The 14,860-nt window shown below is 61.4% G+C and carries 18 protein-coding genes and 1 pseudogene; 5 read left to right on the forward strand and 14 right to left on the reverse strand.

Annotated features, from left to right (window positions below):
* The first annotated feature begins 72 nt into the window (after positions 1-72).
* Both LIY36_RS09500 and LIY36_RS09505 read left to right on the forward strand, forming a co-directional pair.
* Positions 73-1,032, forward strand: a complete 960-nt coding sequence (locus LIY36_RS09500) for an amino acid ABC transporter permease (RefSeq protein ID WP_192298370.1) — start codon at positions 73-75, stop codon at positions 1,030-1,032.
* The gene (locus tag LIY36_RS09505; RefSeq protein WP_017738829.1) at positions 1,025-1,759 is read left to right on the forward strand and encodes an amino acid ABC transporter ATP-binding protein; all 735 of its coding nucleotides are present in this window, start codon (positions 1,025-1,027) and stop codon (positions 1,757-1,759) included. The genes LIY36_RS09500 and LIY36_RS09505 overlap by 8 nt, the downstream gene beginning before the upstream one ends.
* A 138-nt stretch (positions 1,760-1,897) precedes the next feature.
* On the opposite strand, the gene LIY36_RS09510 is transcribed toward LIY36_RS09505, so the two are convergent.
* From LIY36_RS09510 to ubiE, 12 genes and pseudogenes are all read right to left on the reverse strand, one after another.
* Positions 1,898-3,805 carry a HAMP domain-containing methyl-accepting chemotaxis protein gene (locus LIY36_RS09510; protein WP_226455522.1) on the reverse strand — a complete coding sequence of 636 codons (1,908 nt, stop codon included), beginning with the start codon at positions 3,803-3,805 and terminating at the stop codon, positions 1,898-1,900.
* Positions 3,806-3,911: 106 nt separating this feature from the next.
* Positions 3,912-4,784 (reverse strand): methyl-accepting chemotaxis protein, encoded by an 873-nt coding sequence (locus LIY36_RS27805; RefSeq protein WP_370694902.1) that lies wholly within the window; start codon positions 4,782-4,784, stop codon positions 3,912-3,914.
* Positions 4,770-5,828 (reverse strand): annotated as a pseudogene (locus LIY36_RS27810) (methyl-accepting chemotaxis protein); the annotation flags it as partial. The pseudogene LIY36_RS27810 and the gene LIY36_RS27805, both read right to left, overlap by 15 nt.
* Before the next feature lie 97 nt (positions 5,829-5,925).
* Positions 5,926-6,633: a 16S rRNA (uracil(1498)-N(3))-methyltransferase gene (locus LIY36_RS09520; protein ID WP_226455524.1), complete on the reverse strand. Its 708-nt coding sequence runs from the start codon at positions 6,631-6,633 to the stop codon at positions 5,926-5,928.
* On the reverse strand, positions 6,630-7,421 hold the full coding sequence (gene tatC / locus LIY36_RS09525; RefSeq protein WP_017738833.1) for a twin-arginine translocase subunit TatC: 792 nt from the start codon (positions 7,419-7,421) through the stop codon (positions 6,630-6,632). Before tatC ends, LIY36_RS09520 begins: the two co-directional genes overlap by 4 nt.
* Positions 7,418-7,813 (reverse strand): Sec-independent protein translocase protein TatB, encoded by a 396-nt coding sequence (tatB, locus tag LIY36_RS09530; RefSeq protein ID WP_192298365.1) that lies wholly within the window; start codon positions 7,811-7,813, stop codon positions 7,418-7,420. The genes tatC and tatB overlap by 4 nt, the downstream gene beginning before the upstream one ends.
* A gap of 10 nt (positions 7,814-7,823) precedes the next feature.
* Positions 7,824-8,102, reverse strand: a complete 279-nt coding sequence (locus tag LIY36_RS09535; protein WP_003171180.1) for a twin-arginine translocase TatA/TatE family subunit — start codon at positions 8,100-8,102, stop codon at positions 7,824-7,826.
* Positions 8,103-8,127: 25 nt separating this feature from the next.
* Positions 8,128-8,460 carry a phosphoribosyl-ATP diphosphatase gene (locus LIY36_RS09540; protein WP_003209299.1) on the reverse strand — a complete coding sequence of 111 codons (333 nt, stop codon included), beginning with the start codon at positions 8,458-8,460 and terminating at the stop codon, positions 8,128-8,130.
* Between the two features lie 2 nt (positions 8,461-8,462).
* Positions 8,463-8,855, reverse strand: coding sequence for a phosphoribosyl-AMP cyclohydrolase (hisI, locus tag LIY36_RS09545; RefSeq protein WP_012721796.1), 393 nt, complete (start codon positions 8,853-8,855; stop codon positions 8,463-8,465).
* 41 nt (positions 8,856-8,896) lie between these two features.
* A complete protein-coding gene (gene ubiB, locus LIY36_RS09550; protein ID WP_192298364.1) occupies positions 8,897-10,501 on the reverse strand; it encodes a ubiquinone biosynthesis regulatory protein kinase UbiB in 1,605 nt (534 codons plus the stop codon).
* On the reverse strand, positions 10,498-11,121 hold the full coding sequence (locus tag LIY36_RS09555; RefSeq protein WP_192298363.1) for a ubiquinone biosynthesis accessory factor UbiJ: 624 nt from the start codon (positions 11,119-11,121) through the stop codon (positions 10,498-10,500). Before LIY36_RS09555 ends, ubiB begins: the two co-directional genes overlap by 4 nt.
* Positions 11,121-11,891 carry a bifunctional demethylmenaquinone methyltransferase/2-methoxy-6-polyprenyl-1,4-benzoquinol methylase UbiE gene (gene ubiE / locus LIY36_RS09560; RefSeq protein WP_060754560.1) on the reverse strand — a complete coding sequence of 257 codons (771 nt, stop codon included), beginning with the start codon at positions 11,889-11,891 and terminating at the stop codon, positions 11,121-11,123. The genes LIY36_RS09555 and ubiE overlap by 1 nt, the downstream gene beginning before the upstream one ends.
* Before the next feature lie 300 nt (positions 11,892-12,191).
* Between ubiE and LIY36_RS09565 the strand changes: the two genes are divergently transcribed.
* The 3 genes from LIY36_RS09565 to LIY36_RS09575 all read left to right on the forward strand — a co-directional run bounded on the left by LIY36_RS09565 (position 12,192) and on the right by LIY36_RS09575 (position 13,924).
* Positions 12,192-12,467, forward strand: a complete 276-nt coding sequence (locus tag LIY36_RS09565) for a polyhydroxyalkanoic acid system family protein (protein WP_053140503.1) — start codon at positions 12,192-12,194, stop codon at positions 12,465-12,467.
* Between the two features lie 104 nt (positions 12,468-12,571).
* Entirely contained in the window at positions 12,572-12,994 is a 423-nt protein-coding gene (locus LIY36_RS09570) for a phasin family protein (protein ID WP_226455525.1), read from the forward strand.
* Between the two features lie 12 nt (positions 12,995-13,006).
* Entirely contained in the window at positions 13,007-13,924 is a 918-nt protein-coding gene (locus LIY36_RS09575; RefSeq protein ID WP_226455526.1) for a phasin family protein, read from the forward strand.
* An 83-nt stretch (positions 13,925-14,007) separates the two neighbouring features.
* Here the strand turns inward: LIY36_RS09575 and LIY36_RS09580 are convergent, their stop codons facing one another.
* Positions 14,008-14,538: a fimbrial protein gene (locus tag LIY36_RS09580; RefSeq protein WP_226455527.1), complete on the reverse strand. Its 531-nt coding sequence runs from the start codon at positions 14,536-14,538 to the stop codon at positions 14,008-14,010.
* 15 nt (positions 14,539-14,553) lie between these two features.
* Positions 14,554-14,778, reverse strand: a complete 225-nt coding sequence (locus tag LIY36_RS09585; protein WP_329959605.1) for a hypothetical protein — start codon at positions 14,776-14,778, stop codon at positions 14,554-14,556.
* Positions 14,779-14,860: the final 82 nt, after the last annotated feature.

Here is a 14,860-nt window from a genome sequence, read left to right on the forward strand (position 1 = left end):
ACTCGGTCGAGTGTGGGAGCGGGCTTGCTCGCGAAGACGGCCTGACAAGCAACACAAATCGCGGAATTTGAAATGAAACAGAAAAAAGCCCAATGGCCCTGGCACCTGCTGACCGTGGTCGTGCTGGTCGGTCTGGCTGGTGCCTTGTATTACGCCACTTCGCTGATGTCCTACGAATGGCGCTGGAACCGCGTACCGCAGTACTTCGCCTACCAGGCTGAAACGTCCCAGCGCGCGGCGGATATTTCTACCGTGGTTGAGTTGGTGCGCAAAGGCGATGTCGCCGAAGTGACCCTGCGCAACGACGCGGGTGCCCTGCAGACGCTGACCGTGGCCGACAACAGCCTGCAAGTGGCGCGCGGCGATGACGTGGCCGAAGGCGACGTGATCGGTGTGACCCGGCATTGGGCGTTGGGCCCGTTGATGTGGGGCTTGTGGACCACGCTGTGGCTGTCGGTGGTCTCCGGCATCCTGGGGCTGGCGATCGGGCTGGCGACCGGCCTGTGCCGTCTGTCCAACAACCCGACCTTGCGCGACCTGTCGACCATCTACGTCGAGTTGGTGCGCGGTACGCCGCTGCTGGTGCAGATCTTCATCTTCTATTTCTTTATCGGCACGGTGCTCAACCTGTCCCGGGAATTTGCCGGGATTGCCGCGTTGTCGCTGTTCACGGGCGCCTACGTGGCGGAAATCGTCCGCGCCGGCGTGCAGTCAATCACCCGTGGCCAGAACGAAGCTGCGCGCTCCCTGGGCTTGAGCGCCAGCCAGTCGATGCGTCACGTAGTGTTGCCGCAGGCATTCAAGCGCGTGCTGCCACCGCTGGCTGGGCAATTTATCAGCCTGGTGAAAGACACTTCGCTGGTCTCGGTGATCGCGATCACCGAACTGCTCAAGAGCGGTCGCGAGGTGATCACCACCTCGTTCTCGCCGTTTGAAATCCTGTTCTGCGTTGCAGGCCTGTACCTGCTGATCAACCTGCCGCTGTCGAAAATGGCCAGCCGGCTTGAGCGGAGGCTCGCCCAAAGTGATTGAAGTCCGCGATCTGGTAAAAGTCTTCGATACCCGTGGCCATGTGGTGCGCGCGGTCGACCACGTCACCACCCAGGTGGCCAAGGGCGAAGTGCTGGTGGTGATCGGTCCGTCGGGCTCCGGCAAGTCCACTTTCCTGCGCTGCCTCAATGGCCTGGAAGAGTTCGATTCCGGCTCGGTGAGTATCGACGGCCTGCAACTGGCTGATCCGAAAACCGACGTGAACGCCTACCGTCGCGAAGTCGGCATGGTGTTCCAGCACTTCAACCTGTTCCCCCACATGACCGTGCTGGAAAACCTCTGCCTGGCACAAAAAGTCGTGCGCAAGCGCGGCAAGAAAGAGCGCGAGGCCAAGGCCCTGGCCCTGCTGGAAAAGGTCGGTATTGCGCAGAAGGCCAACGAGTTTCCGTCGCGCCTCTCCGGCGGCCAGCAGCAACGCGTGGCGATTGCCCGTGCGTTGGCGATGGAGCCCAAGGTCATGCTGTTCGACGAACCCACCTCGGCGCTCGACCCGGAAATGGTCGGCGAAGTGCTGGACGTGATGAAGACCCTGGCCCTGGAAGGCATGACCATGGTCTGCGTCACCCACGAAATGGGCTTTGCCCGCGAAGTGGCGGACCGCGTGCTGTTCTTCGATCACGGCAAATTGCTCGAAGACGCCGCCCCGGCCGAATTCTTCGACGCGCCAAAAGACCCACGCGCCCAGGCCTTCCTGCGCCAGGTCCTGTAACTTGTAGTGAGCGGGCTTGCCCGCGCTGGGTGGCGCAGCCGCCCCAAACGGTCCACCGCGGTGTTTTAGGAAGACCGAGGCGCCTGGATTTGGGGCGGCTGCGCCACCCAGCGCGGGGCAAGCCCGCTCACTACGGGGTCAGAGCTGGAATTTGCCCACCAGCGCCTGCAGATCCATGCTCAACCGCGTCAACTGAACACTCGCCGCCGCCGTCTCTTCGCTGGCGGCGGCGGTGTGTTCGGACACGTCGCGCACCTGCAACACGCTGCGATTGATCTCTTCGACCACCGCACTTTGTTCTTCGGCGGCCGCGGCAATCTGCGGGTTCATTTCCTGGATGATCGCCACCGTGCGCGCAATCGCGGCCAGTGCCTCGCCGGCGTCGCGGGTCAGGTCGACGCTGTCGTCGGTCAGGTTGCGGCTGCTGTCCAGCGTCTCGGCCACGTGCTGGGTGCCGTTGTGCAGGCTGAGGATCAAACCTTCGATCTCTTCGGCAGACGCCTGGGTGCGTTGCGCCAGGCTGCGCACTTCATCGGCCACCACCGCAAAACCTTCGCCGGCACTGCCCGCGCGTGCGGCCTCGATGGCGGCATTCAAGGCCAACAGGTTGGTCTGCTGGGACACGGACTTGATCACGTCGAGCACGCTGGCGATCTTCTGGCTTTCTTGCTGCAACGTCAGCATTGCGCGGCCTGAAAGTGCCATTTCTTCGGCCAGCTGGCCGATCTGCTCAACCGCCTGCGCCACCACCTTGTCGCCGGCACTCGCTTGGCGGTCAGCCTCGTTTGCCGCGATTGATGCTTGCTCTGCATGCCGGGCGACTTCCTGGGCGGTGGCGAGCATTTGGTTCATCGCGGTGGCGACCTGATCGGTTTCATCTTTTTGCTTGTTGACCCCGTTGCGGGTCTGCTCGGTGACGGCTGATAACTCGGTGGCCGCGCTGGCGATCTGCCGGGCGCTGTCGCCGATGCCGCTGATCAGGTGGCGCAGGTTGTGGGTCATGTCCCCGATGGCGTGCTGCAGTTGGCCCAGTTCATCGCGGCGTCCCACCGGCATGTCGTGGCTCAGGTCGCCTTCGGCGATACGGTTGGCGCGGGCCAGCACTTCACGCAGTGGCACCGCAATTTGCCGGGCGATCCACCAGGCGGCCAGAGTGCCGAGCAACAGTGCGACGACGGTCACACTGATCAGCAGCAGACGGGTCTTGCCGGCTTCGTTGTCGCGTTTGAAGGTTTGGCCTTGGCTCATCTGCTCGCTTTGTTCCAGTAATTGATCGAGCTGTTGTTCGAAGCGGTTCTGCACGGTTTCGGTGTTGAGTTGGGCTTGCTTGAGGTTGAGTAGCTGCTCGCGGTAATTGGCGATGTCGCTCTTGAGCAGGGTCGAGTCCACCGGCAGAGCCGTGACAGCGGCCAGTGCGGCCTCCAGCGCCTGCAACGCGTCGCTGACTGCCTGGGCGTAGGCCTCCAGCGATGCGGCGGCCCATGCGGGGCGCTGGGCGCCTTCATCGGCACGGACCATGGCCTGGCGCAGGTTTTCGATGGCATCCAGGGCTGTCTGATCTTGCTGGTCGGGCAGCTCACTGGCGAGTTGGGCCAGGGTGTCGCTGGCTTGCTGTGCGGTCTTGTCCAGTGGGCTGCGGGCGTTTTCGCGGTGCTCGATCAGGGGCGCTAGCTCGCTGAGTGCCGCCTTGAAGTCGGTGACCAGGCGTGTGGCCTGTTCAAGGCGCTGGCGGTCGGCCGGGTCTCGCATGCGGCTTGAAAGGGCGGCCAGATGGGTTTCGATGGTCTCGATGTGTGTGGTGAGTTTGCCCCGGCTGTTCGGGTCCGTCAGCGTGCGGTAGACGATGCGATCAGCACGCATGGCTTGGCCAGCAACCGCCAATTGCCCCAGGGTCGTCAGGTTGGTGGAGCGGTAGATCATGGCATTCAAGGCTTGCCAGCCGGTGACGGCGATGGCGAAGCTGAGCATCAGCACTTGCCCGAAACCGATGGCAAGCTTGACGCGGACGCTGGCGTTGACCAGCAAACGGGTCAGCCGGGAAAACATGACGCACCTCCAAATCGAATTAAGCGTTTCGCAGTAAAGGAAACGCTAAATCGATTTGGCTCAGTGCCGGGCTGATAACTGCGTAGGAAATTTCACAAGCTGCTAATTAAATGCGGAAGCGTCCTACCAGTGTTTGTAGGTAAATCCCTAGGCGTGCCAGCTCGGCGCTGGATGCGGCCGTTTCTTCACTGGCTGAAGAGGTTTGTTCGGACACGTCCCGCACGTTCAACACACTGCGGTTAATCTCTTCGGCCACGGCGCTTTGCTGTTCGGCGGCGGTGGCGATCTGCGAGTTCATCGCCTGGATGGTCGACACCGTGCGCGTGATGCTCGCCAGTGCGCTGCCGGCGCGGCGCGTCAGCTCGACACTGCTGTCGGTGAGATCGCGGCTGTTGTCCATGATGGTCGCGACCTGTTGGGTACCGCTTTGCAGGCCGACGATCAGTTCTTCGATCTCTTCGGTGGACTTCTGGGTGCGCAGGGCCAGGCTGCGCACCTCGTCGGCCACCACGGCGAAGCCACGCCCGGCTTCACCGGCACGTGCGGCTTCAATCGCGGCGTTGAGCGCCAACAGGTTGGTTTGCTGGGCCACGGACTTGATCACGTCGAGCACACTGCCGATCTTGTCGCTTTCGCGTTTCAGATCGCCCATGGCCACGGTCGAGTTGCCGACTTCGCTGGCCAGGCGTTCGATCTGGGCGATGGCTTCGCCGACCACTTTGTCGCCTTCGCGGGCTTGCTGGTCAGCAGCGACGGCGGCTTCGGAAGCTTCCTCGGCGTTGCGTGCCACTTCTTGCACGGTCGCGGCCATCTCGTTCATCGCGGTAGCGACTTGGTCGGTCTCGACTTTTTGGCTGTTGACCCCGGCACTGGTCTGTTCGGTCACGGCCGACAATTGCTCGGCGGCGCTGGCGATCTGGGTAACACCGTCGCTGATGCCGCCGATCAGTTCACGCAGGCCGACGGTCATGCTCTGCATGGCGCGTTGCAGCTGACCCAGTTCGTCCTGGCGCGCGGAGTCGAGGTTGTGGCTCAAGTCGCCGGAGGCTACGCGCTCGGCGACCTTGAGGGTCTGGTTCAGTGGAATGATGATCTGGCGAGTGATGGCCCACGCGGCAATCAGGCCGAACGCCAGTGCGAGTACGGTGGCCAGTGCCAGCATTTGCTTGGCTTGGGCGGCATCGTTGTCACGCACCACGGTCTGGGACGCGGTGAGTTTTTTGCTGCGCTCGAGCAGGATGTCGCCTTGCTCGGCCATGATTTTCATGGCAGCGACGCTGGCAACCTGGGAGTCACGGTACTGGCTGACGGCGGCGCGGTAGGCTTGCAGCGAGACGCTGGCCTGTTGCAGGTTGGTCGAATATTGATCAGGGACCTGGCCGTTCAGGCTGGCGATTTTCTTCAGGGCGTTGTCGATGGCGTCCAGCGCAGGCTGCTCGGCTTCGACCTTGCCGCTGTAGGTGTAGCCGCGCACTTGGAAGCGCGCTTGCTGGATCAACTTACTCAGGTCTACCACGCTGTTGAACTGCGTGACGCTGTCGCCTTGCAGCAGGGCTTTCTCGATTTCGCCGACTTTGAGCACCGCGTTGTCGGCGGTATCGCCCAGCTTGCTGCGCGCATTTTCACGGTTTGCCCCGGCCTGGACCATGGCCTCGAATGCGCGGCGGTATTGCTCGACGGCGGCCAGTTGATCGTCCACCAGGAGGTTGTCGGCCGGCTGATCGATCATGCCGTCGGCGGTTTTCAGGCCGGCTTCCAGTTTCACCAGCAGCGCATTGACCGCCGCCGGGCCTTGTTCGCCGCGCCGCATTTCGTAGTCCAGGCGCGCCAGGCGCAAATCCTTGGTCAGTTCATTGACGCTGGAGATGAAACCCAGCTTGTCGCCACGGCTGATCACGCCACTCAGGCCGCTCCAGCCGGTGAAGGTAATCATGAGCGTGAGCAGTAACACCAGGCCAAAACCTACACCCAACTTGGATTTGACGCTGACATTCCCCAGCTTTTCGGCTAACCAACGATACATGCTGCGAACTCCCCTGGAACAAGGCTTGGACTTATTCAGGGTGTATCGGCCTGTGTCGGGGATTCTGTAGCGACGCGATCAGATGCCTGGGGGCGGGTCAGAACAGTCGGGCCAGGAGGGCGGTGACGGCGGTTTCGACGCGCAGGATGCGGGCGCCCAGTTGCACCGGCTGCAAACCCGCCTTGGCCAGCAAGTCGACCTCGTAGGGAATCCAGCCGCCTTCCGGGCCGATTGCCAGGGTCACCGGTTCGTCCAGCCCACGCGGGCAGGCCGGGTAGTCGCCGGGATGGCCAATCAGGCCAAGGGTGCCAGCGGCCATGGCCGGCAGGCGATCCTCGACGAACGGCTTGAAGCGTTTCTCGATGATGATGTCGGGCAGCACCGTGTCCCGCGCCTGTTCCAGGCCGAGGATCAGTTGCTCGCGAATGGCTTGCGGCTCGAGGAATGGCGTCTGCCAGAAACTTTTTTCCACGCGGTAGCTGTTGAGCAGCACCACCTTTGGCACGCCCATGGCCGCCACGGTTTGCAGGACCCGGCGCAGCATTTTCGGACGGGGCAGGGCCAGCAGCAGGGTCAGCGGCAGCTTGGCCGGCGGCGGCTGGTCGAAGCTGACTTGCAGTTCGGCCTCGCTGTCTTCCAGGCGTAGCAGTTGGGCATTGCCCATCAGCCCGCCGATGCGGCCCACGCGCAGGCTGTCGCCGACGGCTGCGCGGTGGACTTCCTGCATGTGCACCAGGCGCCGATCACGCAGCACCACACGGTCGGCCGCAATGAAGTCGGCGTCTTCCAGTAGCAGCAGGTTCACGGCTGGGTCGCTGGCGGCTGGTCGTCGTCGGCTGGCTGATCATCCGGGTGGTCGCCACGCTTGGTGATCAGGCTGCTGAACAGGATGCCGATCTCGAACAGCATCCACATCGGCACGGCCAGCAGGGTCTGGGAGAAGATGTCCGGTGGCGTGAGGATCATGCCGACCACAAAGCAGCCGATGATCACGTACGGGCGGATCTTCTTCAGGTACGCCACGTTGACCACGCCGATCCACACCAGCAACACCACGGCCACCGGGATTTCGAAGGCCACGCCAAAGGCGAAGAACAGTGTCATCACGAAGTCGAGGTAGCTGGTGATGTCGGTCATCATTTCCACACCGGCCGGTGTGGCGGCGGCGAAGAACTTGAAGATCAGCGGGAACACCAGGAAGTAGGCGAACGCCATGCCGGTGTAGAACAGGCAGATGCTCGACACCAGCAATGGCACCGCGATGCGCTTCTCATGCTTGTACAGGCCCGGTGCGATAAAGCCCCAGATCTGGTGCAGGATCACCGGGATCGCCAGGAACAGCGAGACCATCATCGTCAGCTTCAACGGTGTGAGGAACGGCGACGACACGTCGGTGGCAATCATCGTCGCGCCGGCCGGCAAATACTGGCGCAGGGGCGTCGAGACAAAGGTATAGATCTGCTGGGTGAAGGCGAACAGCCCGGCAAAGATGATGAAGATCGCCGCTACGCAACGCAGCAGGCGGGTACGCAGCTCGGTGAGGTGCGAGACCAGCGGCATGTGCTGGTCGTTTTCCGGTTTATCAGCGCTCATGGGGCTCGCGGCGGCAATGTAGGGTCATGGGGCGCGGGCGACGCAACGGGCGTCGGCGCAGGCTCGGTGGGCGCAACAGGTGGGGTCTGGGTGGTCGGTGCGATGCTCTGCTCGGCCACGGGCTCGACCGGTTTGGCGGGCTCCTGGACCGGCGACAGGATCTTGCGCGCCTCTTGCTCCAACGACAGGATATGTTCGTTGTGCAGCTGCCGGCGGATCTCGTCGGCGCCGATTTCCCGTTCAACTTCCTGTTTGATCGCATTGAAACTGCGTTTCAGGCGGCCGATCCACAGGCCGGCCGTGCGTGCCGCACCGGGCAGGCGTTCCGGCCCCAGTACCAGCAGGGCCACAAGGCCGACGAGCAGCAGTTCAGAGAAGCTGATACCAAACATTAGTCAGTGCTCACGAGTCTTTGCGGGTCGGCTCTTCGACTTTCTCAGCCTGCACGTCGAAAGTACGACGCTCGGTGATCGGCTGGGTGGCCTGCGGGTGCACTGGCTGCGCCGGTGGCACTGGGTTGGCGGCCGGGTCGGCAGGTTTTTCGTCGTCGTTCATGGCTTTGCGAAAGCCCTTGATCGATTCGCCGACGTCCGTGCCCAGGTTCTTGAGTTTCTTGGTGCCGAATACCAATACCACCACCACCAGAATGACGATCCAGTGTTTCCAGTCAAAAATACCCATGCTGCAAATCCTCAGTAAAAGTTATTCAGGCGGACGGGCGCGATGCCTTTTCGGCATGCCCGGACAAGCCGAAACGACGGTCCAGTTCATCCAGCACGGCCTGCGGATGCTGCCCCAGTTGGGCGAGCATGACCAGGCTGTGGAACCACAGGTCGGCGGTTTCGTAGATCACATCGCTGCAGTCGCCGCTGATTTGCGCGTCCTTGGCAGCGATGATCGTCTCGACGGATTCTTCGCCGAGTTTTTCCAGGATCTTGTTCAGGCCCTTGTGGTAAAGGCTGGCGACGTAGGAGCTGTCGGCGTCCGCGCCTTTGCGGTCTTCCAGCACCTGGGCCACGCGGTTCAGGGTATCGCTCATGTCTAGTGTCCTGCGGAGTAGATGGCGTGCGGGTCTTTGAGCACCGGTTCGACAACCTTCCACTCGCCGTTCTCGAACACGCGGTAGAAGCAGCTGTGACGGCCGGTGTGGCAGGCGATGTCGCCGATCTGCTCGACCTTGAGGATCACCACGTCGGCGTCGCAGTCGATGCGCATCTCGTGCAGGGTCTGCACGTGCCCGGACTCTTCGCCCTTGCGCCACAGTTTGCCACGCGAACGTGACCAGTAAATGGCGCGCTGCTCAGTGGCGGTGAGGCTCAGGGCCTCGCGGTTCATCCAGGCCATCATCAATACGCGCCCGGTCTTGTAGTCCTGGGCAATGGCCGGCACCAGGCCGTCACTGTCCCATTTGATCTCGTCCAGCCAGTCTTTCATGTTCGGCTCCGGCAATTTGCGACAGTGTATAACCGGATCGGCTATCGGCGCACGATCAGATAAACGCCCACGGCGACCATGATACCGGCCGGCCAGTGGCCCAATTGATTCAACGGCCCGCCCAGGGCCAGCACAATGCCGCCGGTCAGGTGCGCGGCGCCGAGCAGGCGCAGGAACCAGTCGTCCTTGCGCTTGTGCCACGGCGGCGCCGGGTCCTTGGCGTGGGGCTGGGACATGCGCTCCAGCAGGTCGCGGGTCATGTTGGCCAAGTGCGGTAGTTGTTCGAACTGGCTGTGCAGATTGCCGATCAGGGTTTTCGGGCTGACCCGCTCGCGCATCCAGCGTTCGAGGAACGGCTGGGCGGTGTTCCATAGGTCGAGGTCCGGATACAGCTGGCGGCCCAGGCCTTCGATGTTCAGCAGGGTCTTTTGCAGCAGCACCAACTGCGGCTGCACTTCCATATTGAAACGTCGGGCGGTCTGGAACAGACGCATCAGTACCTGGCCGAAGGAAATGTCCTTCAGCGGTTTTTCAAAGATCGGTTCGCACACCGTACGAATGGCAGCTTCGAATTCGTTGAGTTTGGTTTCCGCCGGCACCCAGCCCGAATCGATGTGCAACTGCGCCACGCGGCGATAGTCACGCTTGAAGAAGGCGAACAGGTTGCGTGCCAGGTAGTCCTGGTCTTGCGGGGTGAGGCTGCCGACGATGCCGCAGTCGATCGCAATGTATTGCGGGCTCCACGGGTTGACGGTGCTGACGAAGATGTTGCCGGGGTGCATGTCGGCGTGGAAGAAGCTGTCGCGGAACACCTGGGTGAAGAAGATCTCCACGCCACGCTCGGCGAGCATCTTCATGTCGGTGCGCTGGTCGGCCAGGGTCGCGAGGTCAGTGACTTGCACGCCGTAGATGCGCTCCATCACCAGCACTTTGGGGCGGCACCAGTCCCAATACACCTGCGGCACGTACAGCAGCGGCGAGCCTTCGAAGTTGCGCTTGAGCTGGCTGGCGTTGGCGGCTTCGCGCAGCAGGTCGAGTTCGTCGTAGATGGTTTTTTCGTAGTCGGCAACCACGTCCACCGGGTGCAGCAAGCGCGCATCGGCGCTGAAGCGCTCGGCGGCGCGGGCGAGGATGAACAGCCACGCCAGGTCCTGGCCGATGATCGGCTTGAGGCCCGGGCGGATCACTTTCACCACCACTTCTTCGCCGCTCTTCAGTTGCGCAGCGTGCACCTGGGCGACCGAGGCGGAGGCCAGCGGTTCGACGTCGAAACGGCTGAATACTTCACTGATCTTCCGGCCCAGCTGTTCTTCGATCAGCTTCATCGACTGTTGCGAGTCGAACGGCGGCACGCGGTCTTGCAACAGCATCAGCTCGTCGGCGATGTCTTCGGGCAGCAGGTCGCGGCGGGTCGAGAGGATCTGCCCGAACTTAATGAAGATCGGCCCCAGGTCCTGCAACGCCAGGCGCAGGCGCGCGCCACGGCTCAGCTCCAGCTTCTTGCGCGGGAACCAGCGCCACGGCAGCACATAGCGCACCGCCAGCAGGAACCACGGCAGCGGCAGGGCGAACAGCAGGTCATCGAGTTGGTAGCGGATTACGACGCGCTGGATACGGAACAAACGGCGGACGGCGAGCAGCTTCATGCGTTATCGCTTGGATCAAGGGAACGGCTCAGGCGCTCGAAGCGTGCCTCAAGGCGTTCCAGGTCGATTTTGGCCTTGTCGAGTTCACGAAAGCGCGCTTGCGCTTCCCGTTGTCCGACCAGGGTGCGCGATTCTTCGCTCAGGTATTCGGCGAGGTTCTGGTTGAGGCTGGCGAACCCTTGCTGATACCACCGCGAACGGCTGCGCAGGTGCCCGCTGATCAACTGGGTGGCCACCGGGCCGATCCAGCGTGACAGCTCGTATTCCCAATCCAGCTCCAGGTCTTGCAACACGGCGGCCAGGTCCATCAGCACCGAACTGTCGCCTTCCAGTTCGACTTCGGTGCTGTGCAGGATCGCGGTCTTGTTGCGGCTCAGGGCCAGGTGCAACAGGCTGGAGGCCGGCGCACGCAGGGTGCAGTCGGCATCACAGGCCCAGGTGCTGGCGAGCAGCAGGCCTTCATCGCTGGGCAGGATAAACAGCTGCACGGCGGGGCTGCGGCAATCGACGGCAATCACCTTGCCGGTCAAGTGCGCGAGCCGCGCCAGGGCGGTGCTGTCCAGGCGCAGCACACGGTTGAGGCCGTGCTCAACGCTGGCGAGAAGGCCCTGGAGCAGCATCAGGGCTTGATGCCGCGGTGCAGGGCGACGATGCCGGACGTCATGTTGTGGTAGGTCACGCGGTCGAAACCGGCTTCTACCATCATCGACTTCAGGGTTTCCTGGTCGGGGTGCATGCGGATCGATTCGGCCAGGTAGCGATAGCTTTCGGCGTCATTGGTGATCAGCTTGCCCATCAACGGCATGAAGGCGAAGGAATAGGTGTCGTAGACCTTGGACATCAGTGCGTTGGTCGGTTTGGAGAACTCCAGCACCAACAGGCGGCCGCCCGGCTTGAGTACGCGCAGCATCGAGCGGATCGCGTCTTCTTTATGGGTCACGTTGCGCAGGCCGAAGGCGATGGTCACGCAGTCGAAATGGTTGTCGGGGAACGGCAGCTTTTCAGCGTCGGCCTGGACGAATTCGATATTGCCGGCCACGCCTTTGTCGAGCAGGCGGTCGCGACCGACCTTGAGCATCGAACCGTTGATGTCCGCCAGTACCACCTGGCCGGTGGGGCCGACGAGCTTGGAGAACTTGGCTGCCAGGTCGCCCGTGCCGCCGGCGATGTCCAGCACGCGATTGCCGGCGCGCACGCCGGACAGCTCGATGGTGAAGCGCTTCCACAGGCGGTGCATGCCGCCGGAGAGCACGTCGTTCATCAGGTCGTACTTGGCCGCAACGGAGTGGAACACCTCAGCGACTTTTTCCGCCTTTTGGCTTTCCGGGACGTTCTTGAAGCCGAAGTGAGTGGTGGGTTCGGCATCGCTGCCTTTGCGCTGATCAGTCATATCGCTGTCACCAAAAGAGAATGCGGCACATGATAATCCCCAAGGCCTGCTTTGTCTTGGCAAGGCTCAATCTGTAGTGAGCGGGCTTGCCCCGCGCTGGGTGGCGAAGCCGCCCCCCGCAAGGACGCCTGGGAGTTTCAGAAAGACCGCGTTGCCTGGGTTTGGGGCGGCTGCGCCACCCAGCGCGGGGCAAGCCCGCTCACTACAGATTGTCGAGTTGCGTATAGGTAAGATGGATGGTCACCGAGACCTTTTGCCGCATCGAAGGTATCCAAACCGCAATAAAGAGGAGTCATTGCAATGGCCCGTATTACCGTTGAGCGTGCACATTCCCTGGGTAAAGAAGGCGCTCGGGCAAAGGCCGAGAAGTTGGCGCATAAACTCAAGGAGCAATATGGCCTGGAGCCATCGTGGTCTGGCGATACCTTGAACCTCAAGCGTTCGGGGGTTAAAGGCACGGTATTGGTTGCAGATGATTCGTTGCGTATTGATGTGGAACTGGGCCTGTTGATGTCGGCCATGAGTGGCACCATCAAGTCCGAAATCGAGAAAGCCCTGGATAAGGCATTGGCGTGATCCGAGTGTTCTAGGGTGCCGATTCTAATTTTTCCTCCTACTTTGTGCCCAAGCCCTCAACTCCTGCGGGCCGTTCCTCCACCCTATTTCGCGTGAGGTGCACCATGGCCAAAGTTATCTTGAAGAAAAAAATCGATGCCCCGACTACTGCCCTGAGCGAGGTTAAAACCTACGCCCGCAAGATCTGGCTGGCGGGCCTTGGTGCGTATGCCAAGGTTGGAAGCGAGGGCAACGAGTACTTCAAGGAACTCGTCAAGGCGGGTCAACATATTGAAAGTAAAGGTAAAAAAGTTGCAGTTGAACAACTTGACGCCGCCAATAGTCAGATTGACCAAGTAAAGAGTAATGTCTCCTCTGTCAAAGGTCTGGTAGAAGTTCAGCTGGATAAAGTTGAAAAAGCTTTTGATACTCGTGTTGCAAGTGCCTTGAATCGAATCGGCATTGCGTCTAAACATGACGTGGAGACACTCTCTGCTAAGCTCGAAGAGCTGACGGCATTGCTCGAACGTGTCGCGCGTAAACACTAAGGAGACATCGGGATGGCTGTTCAAAAGAAACCTCAGAAAGAAGGCAGCTCGTGGGTCGGGAAAGTTGAAGAATATTCCCGCAAAATCTGGCTGGCTGGTTTAGGCGTTTACTCGAAGATCGACAGTGACGGCAGCAAACTCTTCGAGACTCTGGTTAAAGACGGCGAGAAGGCCGAGAAAGTAGCCAATAGCGCAGTTGGTAAAAAAGTAACTGCCGCCAAGGCAACTGCCGGTTCGCGTATCAGTGATGCGAAGAAACAAGTACTGGGTACTTGGGGCGAACTGGAAGGGGCTCTGGACAAGCGCCTCAACAGTGCCATTTCGCGTCTGGGCGTGCCGAGCAAGGCTGAAGTCAAAGCGCTGCACAGCAAGGTCGATACCCTGACCAAGCAAATCGAAAAACTCACCGGCGCCAAAGTGGCTCCAGTGAAAGCCGCCGCCAAGCCTGCCGCTAAAACAGCGGCTGCCAAACCGGCTGCAAAAACCGCCGCCAAGCCGTTGGTGAAAGCGGCTGCCAAGCCTGTGGCCAAGGCGCCGGCAAAAGCCGCCGCCAAGCCAAAAGCCGCCGCCAAGCCAGCGGCCAAAACGGCCGCTGCTAAACCTGCTGCCAAGCCAGTGGCTGTTAAAGCCGCCGCCAAATCCGCTGCAAAGCCAGCGGCGAAACCTGCGGCTAAAACCGCTGCCGCCAAACCTGCCGCCAAGCCAGCAGCTGCTAAACCCGCCGCTAAACCGGCAGTGGCCAAGCCAGCCGCGAAGCCTGCTGTCAAGAAGCCAGCGGTCGCCAAAAAGCCCGTCGCACCGAAGCCAGCTGTCGCGGCCAAGCCTGCCACGGCGCCTACCGCTTCGACCGCCAACTCGGTGTCTGCTCCGACGCCTGCGGCAACCCCGACTGCAGCGCCGGCAACCCCGACGCCATCCAGTCAGTCCTGAGTTCTACACGGACACAAAAATGCCCGTCCTGCAGAGGCCGGGCATTTTTTTGTTTGTGGCCAAGCGCTCGGCCCATGTGTGCGTCAGTTATAAGTGATTGAAATGGTGACAGTGCTGTCCACCGTTCCCTGAGCAAGGGGGGCCGTGTTTTTCTGGTACGCGGCCTCAACGCTCAGGACTGCCTGTTTGCTGGCTGTCGCTATTGTGCGGCTGCGCTGGATGGGGATGCCCATGGCGTACATCACCGTTTTTTCAGTGGGCGTCCCCGCCCTTATTCGCACGGCAACGCCCTTCGCCGTTCCCGTGCTGGCAAATATTGCCGGTATGAGCGTATCGGGAGTGCCGGTAAACAGGAACGTTACATTCCGGATGTCCGATTCGCATTCGGCGGTGATGTCGAATTCCGTTGCTCCAATAACGCTGATGTCATCGAAATCCGACACTTTGACCGTTGGTAGGGTGATGGTGCGGTTCACGTCTTTGGCCGCCAGGTTACACGTTCCAGCATTGATCTGGCCGGCAAAGCGTAACGTGCCTGTCGTGGCCGCCTGGGCAGCAGGAATGGCCAGGCTTGCACTGATTGCCAGCAGTAGGGGAAGGGGTCGGACGTTCATGGGTACTCCCAGGTTTTAGTTGTAAGTGATGTTGACAGTGGCGGCGTTGAACAGCCTGTCTTGGCTGACCGTGCCGTTCTTGTGATAAACCGCGCTGAGTGGCAAGACCGCGCGATTGCCGGAAACGGTCACCGTGCGCGCGTTGTCGGTACTAGGCGAGATGGTTCGCTGGACCCCATCGATGCGTGAACCGAACCACAGGGTTACCCCAGCCGTACTGCCGGTGTTGGCGAAGAGCACGTCGCGGGCTCGTACCGAGGTGAAGTGAGGTCACGCTTCATCTTCTGTTCTGTTAATGAAATGGACGGGGGGTGTAAGGCGT

Source organism: Pseudomonas sp. AF03-9, assembly GCF_020515815.1.
In the GTDB taxonomy this organism is placed as follows: domain Bacteria; phylum Pseudomonadota; class Gammaproteobacteria; order Pseudomonadales; family Pseudomonadaceae; genus Aquipseudomonas.

Excerpts from the sequence above, each read along its gene's own strand:
- tatB (WP_192298365.1), bottom strand. The coding sequence starts at position 7,813 with ATGTTTGGTATCAGCTTCTCTGAACTGCTGCTCGTCGGCCTTGTGGCC.
- LIY36_RS09535 (WP_003171180.1), bottom strand. The coding sequence starts at position 8,102 with ATGGGTATTTTTGACTGGAAACACTGGATCGTCATTCTGGTGGTGGTG.
- LIY36_RS27805 (WP_370694902.1), bottom strand. The coding sequence starts at position 4,784 with ATGCAGAGCATGACCGTCGGCCTGCGTGAACTGATCGGCGGCATCAGC.
- LIY36_RS09575 (WP_226455526.1), top strand. The coding sequence starts at position 13,007 with ATGGCTGTTCAAAAGAAACCTCAGAAAGAAGGCAGCTCGTGGGTCGGG.
- LIY36_RS09565 (WP_053140503.1), top strand. The coding sequence starts at position 12,192 with ATGGCCCGTATTACCGTTGAGCGTGCACATTCCCTGGGTAAAGAAGGC.
- LIY36_RS09570 (WP_226455525.1), top strand. The coding sequence starts at position 12,572 with ATGGCCAAAGTTATCTTGAAGAAAAAAATCGATGCCCCGACTACTGCC.
- tatC (WP_017738833.1), bottom strand. The coding sequence starts at position 7,421 with ATGAGCGCTGATAAACCGGAAAACGACCAGCACATGCCGCTGGTCTCG.
- ubiB (WP_192298364.1), bottom strand. The coding sequence starts at position 10,501 with ATGAAGCTGCTCGCCGTCCGCCGTTTGTTCCGTATCCAGCGCGTCGTA.
- LIY36_RS09555 (WP_192298363.1), bottom strand. The coding sequence starts at position 11,121 with ATGCTGCTCCAGGGCCTTCTCGCCAGCGTTGAGCACGGCCTCAACCGT.
- hisI (WP_012721796.1), bottom strand. The coding sequence starts at position 8,855 with ATGAAAGACTGGCTGGACGAGATCAAATGGGACAGTGACGGCCTGGTG.
- LIY36_RS09500 (WP_192298370.1), top strand. The coding sequence starts at position 73 with ATGAAACAGAAAAAAGCCCAATGGCCCTGGCACCTGCTGACCGTGGTC.
- LIY36_RS09540 (WP_003209299.1), bottom strand. The coding sequence starts at position 8,460 with ATGAGCGATACCCTGAACCGCGTGGCCCAGGTGCTGGAAGACCGCAAA.
- LIY36_RS09510 (WP_226455522.1), bottom strand. The coding sequence starts at position 3,805 with ATGTTTTCCCGGCTGACCCGTTTGCTGGTCAACGCCAGCGTCCGCGTC.
- ubiE (WP_060754560.1), bottom strand. The coding sequence starts at position 11,891 with ATGACTGATCAGCGCAAAGGCAGCGATGCCGAACCCACCACTCACTTC.
- LIY36_RS09580 (WP_226455527.1), bottom strand. The coding sequence starts at position 14,538 with ATGAACGTCCGACCCCTTCCCCTACTGCTGGCAATCAGTGCAAGCCTG.